General features: G+C 47.1%; 8 protein-coding genes. 7 read left to right on the top strand and 1 reads right to left on the bottom strand.

Features of this window, described 5'->3' with window-relative positions; genetic code table 11:
- Window positions 1-647: 647 nt before the first annotated feature.
- From ACFQ2O_RS14805 to ACFQ2O_RS14785, 5 genes are all read left to right on the top strand, one after another.
- Window positions 648-1313, top strand: a complete 666-nt coding sequence (locus tag ACFQ2O_RS14805) for a hypothetical protein (RefSeq protein WP_377529093.1) — start codon at window positions 648-650, stop codon at window positions 1311-1313.
- A gap of 188 nt (window positions 1314-1501) precedes the next feature.
- Entirely contained in the window at window positions 1502-2353 is an 852-nt protein-coding gene (locus ACFQ2O_RS14800) for a 1,4-dihydroxy-2-naphthoyl-CoA synthase (protein ID WP_377529096.1), read from the top strand.
- A 507-nt stretch (window positions 2354-2860) separates the two neighbouring features.
- A complete protein-coding gene (locus tag ACFQ2O_RS14795) occupies window positions 2861-5254 on the top strand; it encodes a TonB-dependent siderophore receptor (RefSeq protein WP_377529090.1) in 2394 nt (797 codons plus the stop codon).
- Between the two features lie 3 nt (window positions 5255-5257).
- A complete protein-coding gene (locus tag ACFQ2O_RS14790; RefSeq protein ID WP_377529086.1) occupies window positions 5258-6445 on the top strand; it encodes a PepSY-associated TM helix domain-containing protein in 1188 nt (395 codons plus the stop codon).
- 31 nt (window positions 6446-6476) lie between these two features.
- Window positions 6477-7652, top strand: a complete 1176-nt coding sequence (locus ACFQ2O_RS14785; protein WP_377529083.1) for a PepSY-associated TM helix domain-containing protein — start codon at window positions 6477-6479, stop codon at window positions 7650-7652.
- Between the two features lie 423 nt (window positions 7653-8075).
- On the opposite strand, the gene ACFQ2O_RS14780 is transcribed toward ACFQ2O_RS14785, so the two are convergent.
- A complete protein-coding gene (locus tag ACFQ2O_RS14780) occupies window positions 8076-10562 on the bottom strand; it encodes a DUF5686 and carboxypeptidase-like regulatory domain-containing protein (protein ID WP_377529081.1) in 2487 nt (828 codons plus the stop codon).
- A gap of 335 nt (window positions 10563-10897) precedes the next feature.
- Here ACFQ2O_RS14780 and ACFQ2O_RS14775 point away from each other — a divergent pair, with 335 nt between their 5' ends.
- Both ACFQ2O_RS14775 and ACFQ2O_RS14770 read left to right on the top strand, forming a co-directional pair.
- The gene (locus tag ACFQ2O_RS14775) at window positions 10898-12493 is read left to right on the top strand and encodes a hypothetical protein (protein ID WP_377529077.1); all 1596 of its coding nucleotides are present in this window, start codon (window positions 10898-10900) and stop codon (window positions 12491-12493) included.
- 163 nt (window positions 12494-12656) lie between these two features.
- The gene (locus ACFQ2O_RS14770) at window positions 12657-12848 is read left to right on the top strand and encodes a cold-shock protein (protein ID WP_377529075.1); all 192 of its coding nucleotides are present in this window, start codon (window positions 12657-12659) and stop codon (window positions 12846-12848) included.
- Window positions 12849-13065: the final 217 nt, after the last annotated feature.

Here is a 13065-nt window from a genome sequence, read left to right as displayed (position 1 = left end):
CTAGTCGTTGGCTTCAACCTCGTAAGTATTATCCTTTTTTACAATCTGAACATAGTTGGATAGAAAAACATAAAAATTCTAAAACCCATTTTCATCTTAATACTAACAGCTTCTTTGGTTTCTGTTGGATATGTCTACTCTTTGACGTTCCAGCATGAAGGGCGTCTGGATTGGGCAGCTTTATTTCTGAAATTGGTGGGTGACAACGAGGAACAAATAGAGCTACTTAAGAAAATGACAATTCAACAACGTAGCCAGTTCACAGATGCAGCACCTTTCAACACAATCGGTTTAACTATTGATAGGCTTATGATTACGAAGGATAGCCTAATAGTGATACTGGACGGTATGAGGCAAAGAAATTAAAAGAAGCCAACGTTCCAACTATACATAAAGAAGTAAAAGGGGTGCTTAATTGCATACCAGGGCCGCTTAATGAAAAGGATAGAACCGAGATATATACTTAATTACAAAAGACGTCAACATCACAAAATAAGATTGCTATATAAGAAGAAAAGACAGCAACAATTTTAGATTTCCGTACAAGTACGCATCTGTTATCAGTGGCTCCTGCATGGTTCGCAAAAGTTTCCCTAGGCTTCCATAAAACCTATTTATCCTTCAAAACAAATCAAGCTGTTCCTGCTATGAAAAAAGCGCTCTACTTGCTTCTCTACATAACTACAGCCCTAATAGGCGTATCGTGCAAAAGTGACGACCCGGAACCCGCTTCTACCCCTGGTGTTCTAGAAAGCTTTATAAGTAACAACGTCAGTATAAAAGTATCCCAAGTAAAAGATTATTATGTTTCTCGCTATCAATCAGACTATATAACTCACAGAGGCTATTATATTGTGCCTTCAAAAGATATAAAGATCAGCGCCCTTGGATGCAAAGTACCTGAAAAAGGATCATATGAGATAATCTTGTGCTCCGGGGTCCCATTCGATTTCGTGTCGGGGAACTACATTTACAGTGATCAAATCAACATTACCAACGAGAATGAATTCCAGTTTAAGAAAGTCGATCAGGAAATTATACTACTAGCCAACCAGAAGTATCTTCTTGTGTATAATACGAAAAATCCCTTATTCTATTATGAAGCCAAGTATGTTACTGATAACTGGGCAAGTAATGCAGATCATATTCTACTTCCTCACACTATACATGATGTACAGGTAACTGAGTCTTTCTATATGTATGCTTCATATAGAAATGATGGGAATCATTATTTTGACACTGGAGGAACATCGACCTGGGGTGCTTTTACCTTAAGCGGTTTAGTTGATTTGAAGTATGAAGTAGTAGAATAAGAGTATTTTTTTCTACACAGAGAAACGAGCGTATACTTTAGTTTACAGTTTTTCAACCTACTTTGATGATCACCACTCCATGCGGTGCCAGTATTAAGAAGTATAAAGATGTTAGCAGCTGCCTCGTTTTCCTGCTCCTCTCAAATAGCAGTTGAGCCACAAAGTATAAAAAGTTAAATTGCAGCAAAATATTTGATATGAGCAAAGCGAATTGGAAAACCGTAAAGGAATACCAGGATATTACCTATAAAAAAGCAGACGGCGTGGCCCGTATTGCATTTAACAGGCCGAATGTGCGTAACGCGTTTCGCCCGAAAACGGTGGCGGAACTGTTTGAGGCATTCCTGGATGCCCGCGAAGACACTTCTATTGGGGTAGTGTTGCTTTCTGCCGAAGGCCCCTCTACCAAAGATGGCATTTACTCCTTCTGCAGTGGCGGCGATCAGAATGCGCGCGGCCACCAGGGCTATGTGGATGAAGAAGGAATGCCACGCCTGAATATACTTGAAGTGCAGCGCCTGATGCGTTTTATGCCAAAGGTGGTAATAGCCGTAGTACCGGGCTGGTGCGTAGGCGGTGGCCACAGCCTGCATGTAGTATGTGATCTAACATTAGCCAGCAAAGAACACGCTATTTTCAAGCAAACCGATGCCGATGTAACGAGCTTTGATGGCGGCTACGGTTCAGCTTACTTAGCTAAGATGGTAGGCCAGAAGCGTGCCCGTGAAATATTCTTTCTGGGTAGAAATTACTCTGCGCAGGAAGCTTATGACATGGGCATGGTAAACGCAGTTGTGCCGCATGAGGAGCTGGAAGACACAGCTTATGAGTGGGCACAGGAGATACTGCAGAAGTCCCCAACCTCCATCAAAATGCTGAAGTTTGCCTTTAACGCTACCGACGATGGCATGGTGGGCCAACAGGTATTTGCCGGAGAAGCCACTCGCCTTGCTTATATGACGGAGGAGGCCAAAGAAGGAAGAAACGCGTTCCTCGAGAAACGAAAACCAAACTTCAAGGATATCCCCTGGATTCCGTAACCCGCATAGACAGTAGGTCAAGTTTTTCATTTTTTTCATCCTAAAAGGATCTTGGTGGCTAGTGGCGTCAACGTAGACTTTGCCCCACCAATTTTCAGGAATAGCAGCTGCCTTAGTCACTGTTGAGTTAGAACTTGATTCCTCTATATAAATAAACACCGGCTTTTATGCCTGTGCGTAATGATAAGCCTGCTACTGAAAAACAGTGGCAGGCTTTTTTGCTTTACCGGTTCTTTGCTTTAACTCTGGCAGGTATAACCGCAATTGGTAAAATACAAGCATATACAACGGCAGCCGTATCAGGTTTAACTCACATCTGCTTTACTCATACCTATTAAAGGTGATGCCCCTAACTACTACTAGTGAGGCAGCAATAGCTACTACTAACCAATTTCATGCTTTCGGTCTCCATAGTTTAGAATATGTCTAAACAAGCTTTGGCAGGCACCTCTCAGGCTTCTACTTTTGCTCAACAAAATAGAGTAATTCTAAAAAAACAATAGCCGCATGAAGCCAACATCTACATTACATTACCGGGATATTTTGTTCCCGTTTTTGTTATTACTCCTCCTATTTCTGCCTTGCGCTGCTGCACTGGCACAGAATGGCGCAATAAAAGGGCACATTGCCACAACTGACCATAAGGCTGCCATTGGCGTTTCTATTGGCCTGGAAGGTACCGTAATCGGGACCACCACAGATGCCCAGGGAGATTACCTTATAAACAAAGTGAAGCCTGGCAGCTATACGTTGCGTGTGCAAATGCTGGGCCTGGAGCCACAGGAGCAAAGTATACTTGTTGAAGCAGGCAAAACAATAACCGTAAACTTTACCCTAAGCGAGAGTGCCTCAAGGCTAAAGGAGGTCATGATCACCAGCCAGCGCGACAAGTATAAAGCCTCTCTCCCATCTGAATCGCTGCGCCTGCAAACGCCGCTGCTGGAAACCCCGCAGAACATACAGATCATCACCAACGATGTGCTGAAAGACCAGCAGGTGTTTACCCTGCTGGAGGGCGTAACCCGCAACGTGAGCGGCGTAACCATGCTGGAGCACTGGGGTAACTATACCCGCATGAACATGCGTGGCGCCAGGGTAGCACCTTTCCGTAACGGCATGAATATAGAGTCAAACTGGGGGCCGCTGTCTGAAGACATGTCTTTTGTGGAGCGCATTGAGTTTGTGAAAGGCCCTGCCGGATTTATGCTGGCTAATGGCGATCCTGCCGGTTTCTACAATATCGTAACCAAAAAGCCTACAGGCACTTCTAAACAGGAAGTTAGCCTTTCGTTTGGCAGCTATGATACCTACCGCGCTACCGCCGACCTGGATGGCAAGCTAACCAAAGACGGCAAGCTGCTGTACCGCCTCAACCTGATGGGCCAGACCAATGAATCGTGGAGAGACCATGAGTACAACGACCGTTACGCTGTTGCACCGGTGCTCAGGTATAGATTCAGCGATAAAACCTCCCTTACCGCCGAGTATACTTACCAATTCTCTCGCATGTCGGCTATTGGCTCTGCCTATACTTTCTCGGGCGGAGAGTTTGAAGACCTGCCGCGTAGCTTCACCATCGCCGATCCGAACCTGGAGCCTTCAGACATGAACGATCACAGTGCTTACCTTACTTTTGAGCATCAACTGAATGATAGCTGGAAGCTGACTGCACAAACGGCCTACTTTTTCTATAACCAGGAAGGCAGCTCGCTTTGGACCAATGGTGTAGATTCCTCAGGAAACATGCAGCGTACCCTGTCTGGTTGGGATGCTCAGAACAAAAGCAAGTTTGGGCAGCTGTTTGTAAACGGTGAGTTCAAAACAGGTGCCGTTTCCCATAAAATATTAGGCGGCCTGGACCTGGGCGACAAGGAGTACCTGGCCGACTGGAGCCAATACTTTGTGCTGGACCCTGAAGCACCGTTTAATGTGTATAACCCGGTTTACGGCAACATTGCCATCCCAACCCTGGACCACTCTGTGGCGCTGGAAGACAGACCTACTGTAAGTACGCTTGGCCAGAAGTATGGCGCGCTTTACCTGCAGGACGAGCTTGGGTTCTTTGATGATAAACTACGCCTGACCCTGGCCGGACGCTACACCAAAGCGGAAACAAACCAGTACACCACCATCATCAAAAACGAGAAGTTTACACCACGCGTGGGCATCAGCGGCTCTATCAGCAAGAGCCTGTCTGTGTACGCGCTCTTCGATCAGGCTTTTATACCTCAAACAGGCTTATTGGCCAGCGGCGATCAGGTCGATCCCATCACAGGTAACAACCTAGAGGTTGGTGTGAAGAAAGATTGGTTTAACGGCCGCTGGAACTCTACACTATCGGTGTACCAGATCACCAAAAAGAACCAGCTGATAGGAGACCCAACTGACCCAACAGGCACTTACTCGCTGCAGTTAGGTGAAACACAGAGCAAAGGTGTAGAAGTAGACGTGCGCGGTGAGATTGCTCCCGGCCTGAACCTGACTTTTAACTACGCCTATACTAACTCCGAGGCAACAGAAGAGTCCACAGAGTTTAAGCCGGGCGATAAAGTACCGGGCTATGCCGAGCACATCACCAACACTTGGCTGTCTTACAAACTACCTGTCACTCCGCTTAAGGGCTTAGGCGTATCCTTGGGATACCAGTGGCAGGTAAACCGCTACCCTTGGTTTGCCAGCGGCGATGGCGGCAGCGAACTGCCTGACTACTTCAGACTCGACGGCGGCCTTTCCTATCAAATCAAAAACGTGCGCCTGGCCCTGAACGTGAACAACCTGCTGGATGACTACCTGTACAGCGGCGCTCCTTACGACTTTAATTACGACGGCACCAACGACGGCTACTACTGGCAAACAGAGGCTCCTCGCAGCTACCGTATTACCATCGGATACAGATTCTAAGATATGAGTATAAAAAAATTGATTGGTAAAGTACACCTTTGGCTCGGATTTGCATCCGGGCTATTGGTGCTGTTTCTGGGTATCACAGGTTGTATACTTTCTTTCCAGCGGGAGATAGAAGATGCCACGCAGGAGTATCGTTTTGTGGAGCACCAGCCAGGCAAAGCACTGCTGCCGCCTTCGGAGCTCCGGGCTATTGCCGATAGCCAACTGCCGGGCAAGAAAACACACAGCGTTTCCTACCAGAAGGGTAAGGCTGCTCTGGTAGTATACTATGACTTTGAACCGGAGTACTACTACACGGTTTACCTGAACCCTTACACCGGCGATGTGCTAAAGGTGAAGAACATGGCGGACGACTTTTTCAGGATCATCATAGAGGGCCACTATTACCTCTGGCTGCCGCCTAACATCGGGCAGCCTATACTTGCCAGTGCCACCCTGGTTTTCGTTGTGCTATTGATAACAGGCATCATACTTTGGTGGCCTAAAAACAAGTCTGCCGCCAAGCAGCGTTTCGCTATAAAGTGGAGCGTCAAGTGGCGGCGCAAGAACTACGACCTGCACAATGTGCTGGGCTTTTACATGAGTTGGGTCGTGATATTCATTGCGATTACGGGTTTGGTGTGGGGCTTTCAGTGGGTGTCGAAATCAGTTTACTGGGCAACCTCAGGAGGCAAGCCCATCAACGAGTATTACGAAACGCTATCGGACACCACCAAGGCCGTGCCTCTCGCTACCACCCCGGCCATCGACCTGCTTTGGGACAAAGTCAGGAAAGAGAACCCTGCCTTTACAGGTAGCCTGGAGGTACACATCCCGGAAAACAAAAAGACAAGTATAGAAATCGCCTCCAACCCTGACACCGACACTTACTGGAAGATAGACTACCGCTACTTCGACCAGCACACGCTGCAGGAGCTTCCGGTAACCCACATGTACGGCAAGCTGGCTGATGCCTCTGTCGCCGACAAGATCAGGAGGATGAACTATGATATACACGTAGGGGCCATTGGCGGCATTATCGGGAAGATCATCGCTTTTTTTGCCAGCCTGTTGGCAGCAAGTATGCCGGTAACAGGTACCCTCATCTGGTGGGGCCGCAGAAAAAAGGCCGTCCGCAAAGTAGCAAAGCCAGAACCGCAGCAGCAGGCAAGGCACTTACAAAGGCCACGCGCAGTAAAGGCCTAGCAGGCACAGCAGCTAAGAAAGAACGAGTTATATGGCTAATACACGCAAAACTATACTTACCCTACATCGCTGGCTCGGGCTTGGCTCCGGGCTTGTGGTGTTTATTGTAAGTATAACCGGCTGCCTTTATGCTTTTCAGGAAGAGATTTTTGATGCCGTGCACCAGGATGTGCTGTACGTAGCGCAGCCGCAACAGCAGGCACTACCCCTGAGTGTGCTGTACGAAAAAGCGCAGGAAGCACTGGGCCCCGAGCATCCCATCACGGCTGTTATCACCCATAAAGATCCCGCTAAAACCTGGAGCTTTGAGGCATTAAAAGAAGACCACGAGGCGCTGACTTACTTTGGCCAGCATGTATACTTTCAAACTGCTTACCTGAACCCTTACACAGGAGAGGTAGCAGGCGTGATGGACAGCAAGTATGAGTTTTTTGAGCTGGTAAAGTACCTGCACTGGAGCCTGTGGCTCAGCACCGAAGTCGGCCAGCCTATTGTGGGCGCAAGTACGCTTATCTTCCTGGTAATGCTGATTAGCGGGTTGGTACTGTGGTGGCCGGGCAGCAAGAGCAAAAAAGCCTTTAAGCAGCGCCTCACCGTTAAGTGGGGAGCAAAGTTTAAGCGCCTGAACTACGACCTGCACAACGTCCCCGGCTTTTACATAAGCATGATTAGTGCAGTAGTTGCCCTTACAGGGCTGGTGATGGCTTTCCGGTGGGTATTGGCTCTGGTATACTTTATCGCAAGCGGTGGTGAGACAGCCGAAACACCTCCCGTAAAATTAGAGGCGCCTGTTGTACAAACTGCTTCTACCCCACTGGACGAAGTCTTTGCATCATCGCGCAGCCTATACCCCGAAGCCGCAACCATAGGCTTGTTTGGCGCAGCCCAAGACTCGCTGGTGCTGGCTTATGTAAAGGTGCAGGACGATGTATATTACGAAAGCCACAACCTGCTGTATGAAAGAGCCACAGGCAAACCGCTTACCGCGCAGCACCACGAGGACAGAAATGCCGGAGAAAAGCTACTCTACATGAACTACGACATCCATGTGGGTGCCATACTGGGTTTACCGGGTAAGATCCTTGCCTTCCTCGCCAGCCTTGTGTGCAGTTCCTTACCCGTAACCGGGTTTCTGATTTGGTTTGGTAAAACGAGGAAGTTAGTGAAGGAGACGGTTAAACTAAAAGCTGAGCAGATACCTGCATAAGGAGCCTTTTATAAAACTTAAGCTACGTTTTATTAAAAGCGGAATGAGCACACCATACTGTTTACCCTCCCCTAAGCCCTCCGAGGCTAATCTTATATAGAAGAATAAACTACCGCAAGATTTCATCTTGTGGTTGAAATAGGGAAAGCTTTCAGCTTTCGTGATACTTCTAGCTAAAAACTTCCGCTACGTATTTAAAAACTTGCCTCATGAAAAGCTCCAAGTTGAAAAATGAAGCAGTATTTTGGGAAGGTAGCGAGTTTTTCCCTACAAGATATCCTCCTCGGTGGGCTTAGGGATGGGTTAACTTCAACGCTACAAATTAATCTCAACTTGAGCTATAAAGTATAAGACGCTAAAGCAAGAGAGCCAGCTACACTATGTAGCTGGCCGCTGTTTTTATACTATACTTAAAAGGTAAACCTACAGCTTAAACTGCACCGATACTTTTACCCCAAACTTACGGGCTCCTTCATCCAGGTAAGTCAGGCGGTGGAAAGCATCTACACGCAGGACTTTAAAGATATTCTCAATGCCATATCCTACCTCTACATACGGCGTGTTGCCTAATGCTTTGAACGTTTCCTGGGTAGCCCCTGATGGTATAGTAACAGGCATTAGGTTCAGGTTTTTCTGGCTCAGGTTACCGTAGAGGATATTGGAGCTGGCCAATACACGCCACTTCAGCTTTTTGATCAGCGGCAGGCGGTTAAACAGCAAGCCTTCGAAGTACTGCTCGTAGTGCAGGGATGCGTATGTGTCGCTGGCAAACTCAAAGTAGTCCATCAGGTTATAGGTGGCATCGTAGTAGAAAGGGCTTTCGTTACCGGTATGCACCTCCAGCAGCGGGTACGGCACCGGCGAGAATATTTTACCTGCCTCAATTCTGTATAAAGTATTACCCAAACGGCCCATGACAAACTCCTGCTCAACGCCCACATCTACCCGTTGGTACTCTACAGTAGAGCCTAAAGCATTGTTCAAGCCCAAGGTATACTTCAGGCTAAGCACAGGCCAGCTGCCGCTCCCCAAGCTGATGCGCTCGTTGTCGTTTTCTATGAAGACCTCATTCTTGGCATACCGGGTTAGCACGCTTACCTCCGTGGCTGTAAAAGAGGTAGCAATATCATCCGGCTGCTCTGGTCCGTTTGTATAGTAAGCAAAATCATAAGTAGGGTCAAAATGGCGGGTACGCAGGTTAATCCGCTCCGTTACCCCGCGCAACACATCACGCTGCAGGTAAAGGTTGGTTTCGCGCACCATAATCGGGCGGCGCAGCTCTCCAAACCGGGAGAACCCCAAAAAGAAGGGGCTAGACTCCAGCTTATCAGACATAAGCCCTACCTGCTGCAAGTCTTCCTGGTGTTCAAAGCCTATCTCACTCCAACGCTTGCGGCTCAGGATGTAACGAGCGCCTACGTTATACTTCAGCTTGGCATCGTCTGTACCGTAAGCGACATACCCGTGCAGTTCCAGTTTATCGCTAAAGTTAATGTTGGTTTTACCGCCCACCTGGATCCGATGCCCTTCTACATCGTTGTAGGCATAGGTGTAAGGCCATGGGCCCCAGCTTACTTTACCAAAGCTCTTATAGCCTGTGCCTAGCACCGTCACCAGGTTTGTAAACCGTTGCACTTTAGGGGTTTCTTTGATGGCGTTGATGGTGGTATATACCTGCTCATCGGCCACAGATAGCGAGTCGTGCCTGTTCTCCAGCCAGAAGTCATCTGTTTTTTTAGAAGCTGAACTTAGCAGCTCCACTGGCTTATCAAAAAAGTCAGCAGTCTGTGGCCTGTTCACCAGCACATCTTTATAGGAAGTATGCACTTTGGCCAGCACCCCCGGGCGTCTAGGCGTCAGGCCCACAATCTTGATCTTAACATCTGTTTTAGAGGGCATCCAGGCATTTTCCCCTACTGGCAGCAACTCCTGCTTCAGGGCAATGCTTTCCACAAAGTTGATGTTGGCCGACTTGCTTACCGTTACATCCAGCTTACGAAGCGCATATCTTTTTGCCGTGATCCACATCCGCCCGTTAAAAGCAAGGTCCTGTGGGCGCTTCTGCTTAAACGAGAGCTCATAGCACCAATCGTCGCCAATGTACGTGCTGTCTTCCAGCTCATAGCTGTAATAGCCTTTCCAGCCGTCGGCAATCGGGCTGATGAAGTTCTTCTGCAGCACGCTTACCCAGTTTTGGTAAAAGTTATAGTCCTGGTAGCTGCTGCCAATTACCTGCGATACCAGTGTACCGTCCTGAAGCCCAATACCCGTTACTTTTGTTGCTTTGATGATCTCTTTGTTCCGTTTGGGCTCACGATTATAATAAAAGTCAGACATGGATTCGGAGATAAAAAAGGGCAGCAGCTTTTTCCCGTCTTCGTCAGCCATAAGGAGCTCCGGATTTACCAGTGAGTTAACAGCCTTGCCCACCACTCCTTTTCCTTTCTTCTGGCCTACATTATCTACATCAAACTGCATCTTGGTGTAAGCCTCGTACTGGTAGGCCGTGAGCTTCCGCTTATCGTTGGCGTTCTTGTTTTCTATTACTTGCCGCATAATCGGCCAGGCTGGGTTCTCGCCGGGGCGTATCACTACCTCCTGTAGCTGCTGTGCATTAGTGCCGAGTTTAAAAACAAGCTCCTGCACAGCCACCCCCTTCTTAACCGGCAATGTTAAAGGGATGTAGCCTACATAAGAAGCTGTGATAGAATCCGGGGTAGTGGCCAGCTTTATAGTAAAGCGACCGTCCAGATCAGTAGATGTGCCAATGGAAGTGTTCTTGATGTAAATGCTTACAAACGGAAGGGCCTCGCCCGTAGCAACATCCAGTACTTGCCCAGCTAAGCGGGTCTGCGCCTGGCTAGCCATAGCAACAAGTATAAAAAGCAATAAAAGAGGAAGCTTTTGCAAAATAGTATAGTAAAAAGGCGCGCAAAGGTAGAATGATTTTCTCCTGAATACTAGCCTATTTGTACAAACAACAGTTGTATACTTTTCCTGTTTCGGAAGATGCTTTGTAGCACACTTGTTCTTTGCTATAGCGGCTTCTTTATACCCCAATATGCACAGCAACTACAACCTTACGCATCAATATATTAACCTCCTTTATTACTCTGATTTCCTACTATTAGGTATTACACTTACCTCTACAATCATAGTGGTTAACCAATTCCGACGCTACATTCACCTGAAAACATTATATAAAATTTACGTTATGTAATTATTGCCTCAACATAAACTTACCTATGAAGATACGCCCTTGGCTAATTGCGTTTGCACTGCCATACTTACTTGCGACAGCAGGCTGCGCCCGAAAAAATTTCTATGCTGAAACACCTGTTGTTGACCCTGAAGTATATGCGCAACTGCAAAAATCACCTGAAACAATAGACAGTGTTACTGTAAAAGCTGGCGCACACTATAAACGCGGATTTCTGCACCGCCTGGTGTGGGGGCAGCACCACCGTCCGCTATGGGATGCACCTGTCACCGTACCTGTTTTTGATTTAGACACTAGCAAAGGTGGCCTCACTATTGAAAAAGTTGGAGGAGGTTTCCAGACCAAAAGCCTACATTTGGTTGGCTCTGATGGATTTACTTATGCCCTGCGCACCCTTGATAAAGACCCGGAAAAAGTGCTGCCAAAGGTGTGGCGCAAAACATTTGTGTTAAACGTACTTCGCGATCAGATCTCAGCCATCAACCCCTACGCTGCCTTTGTGCTTCCGCCAATGGCTGAGGCTGCCAATATTCCTCATTCTACGCCACAGCTGGTGTATGTAAAGCCGAATGACACTGATTTCGGGGAACATGCTGACATCTTCAGCGATAAAGTGTTTATGATTGAGGAGAAGTTTAATGATGAACGTACAGCACACGCCATGCCGGGCAATGCCGTGGACATTGTAGGAACTGGCAAAATGCTAAGCCACCGCTTTGAGGAAGACGATCATTTTATAGACCAAATAGCTTTTGCCAAAGCCAGACTGTTCGACCTGCTAGTGCACGACTGGGATCGCCATGAAGGCCAGTGGGAATGGGCAGAGTACGAGAAAAACGGAGACCATTACTATCGCCCCATTCCTAAAGACCGCGACAACGCCTTTTATCGTTTTCAGGATGGCATCATTCCCTGGCTTTTTAGCCGCAACTGGGGTATCCGTAAATTTGAGTCTTTTGATGATGAATTCAATGATGTAAAAGCACTGACTGTTAATTCTGAGTTTATAGATAACCGCGCACTTGCAGCAGTAACCAAAGAGCAGTATGACTCTCTGGCCGTTGTGCTGCAGCAAAGTATAACCGACCAGGTAATAGCGCAGGCGGTACAGCAGTACCCAGACTCTGTGTATGCCTTGGTAGGAGAAAAAACCAAAAGGAAATTAATAAGCCGCCGCAACAGCCTGCGGGAGGCCGCCGCCGAGTTCTATAGCATTATGGCAAAAGAGGTACTGGTGGTAGGAACCGATGAAGAAGACCTGTTTGATGTGAAGCGGCTAAATGACGAAGAAACTGAAGTTACCGTACGCCGTGAATCTGATGAAAAGATTGTGTATCACCGCATCATTAAAAACGCTGACACGAAACAAATAACCCTACACGGTTTAGCTGAAGACGACATATTCGAGATAAGTGGCAACGTAAAAAGAGGTATAAAAGTGGTGATTGTAGGCGGCCGTGGTGAAGATGAAATCAAGGATACTTCCAGCGTAAAACGAGGCGGCAAAAAAACCTGGGTATACGATACCAAAAGAGGAACAGAGTTAGAGGCTGGCCCTGAAACCAAAGACAAGCGCACCAAAGATGTACGGGTACACGCTTTTGACAGGGAAGGCTACTAGGCAGCTATAAGTAGTACCCCTGAATTCATTTCACTTGCAGCAGCTATGGTTTTCAGCACGATTCACAGCAAGTTGCCTTTGCATAAAGTGCTTGAAAAAAATGAATTGAAGTTGACTTTCTGCATATTGTTCCTAACTTTACAACAAATTAAAAATAATTAGAATGAACAAAGGAATTGTTAAGTTCTTCAATGACTCTAAAGGATTTGGTTTCATTAAAGAAGACGGGTCAAACACAGAGTATTTCGTACACATCTCAGGTCTGGTTGACGAAGTTAGAGAAGGTGACGAAGTAACATTTGAGCTAAAAGAAGGAAGAAAAGGATTAAATGCAGTAAACGTTAAGCAAGCTTAGTTTAGCCGTTTACCCATATTCATAACTTCTAAAGCCTTACAGAAATGTAAGGCTTTTTTTGTGCCTGCTACGCACCTTCCGGCACAGGTTATACTGTAGAGGCTACCTATTGCCTCGCACACTTGCCTATACTCTCTTTTATACTTACAAGCAGGTTAATAGCTCTGCCAGCCCCTTTTTAAGCTTTTTTTCACTTGTCGTAATGCCTCTTTTTTAG

The organism is Pontibacter rugosus (assembly GCF_042678745.1).
In the GTDB taxonomy this organism is placed as follows: Bacteria; Bacteroidota; Bacteroidia; order Cytophagales; family Hymenobacteraceae; genus Pontibacter; species Pontibacter rugosus.
The sequence above is the reverse complement of the archived record's forward strand: the minus strand, read 5'-3'. Positions and strand labels throughout refer to the sequence as shown.

Excerpts from the sequence above, each read along its gene's own strand:
- ACFQ2O_RS14795 (WP_377529090.1), top strand. The coding sequence starts at position 2,861 with ATGAAGCCAACATCTACATTACATTACCGGGATATTTTGTTCCCGTTT.
- ACFQ2O_RS14770 (WP_377529075.1), top strand. The coding sequence starts at position 12,657 with ATGAACAAAGGAATTGTTAAGTTCTTCAATGACTCTAAAGGATTTGGT.
- ACFQ2O_RS14805 (WP_377529093.1), top strand. The coding sequence starts at position 648 with ATGAAAAAAGCGCTCTACTTGCTTCTCTACATAACTACAGCCCTAATA.
- ACFQ2O_RS14785 (WP_377529083.1), top strand. The coding sequence starts at position 6,477 with ATGGCTAATACACGCAAAACTATACTTACCCTACATCGCTGGCTCGGG.
- ACFQ2O_RS14775 (WP_377529077.1), top strand. The coding sequence starts at position 10,898 with ATGAAGATACGCCCTTGGCTAATTGCGTTTGCACTGCCATACTTACTT.
- ACFQ2O_RS14790 (WP_377529086.1), top strand. The coding sequence starts at position 5,258 with ATGAGTATAAAAAAATTGATTGGTAAAGTACACCTTTGGCTCGGATTT.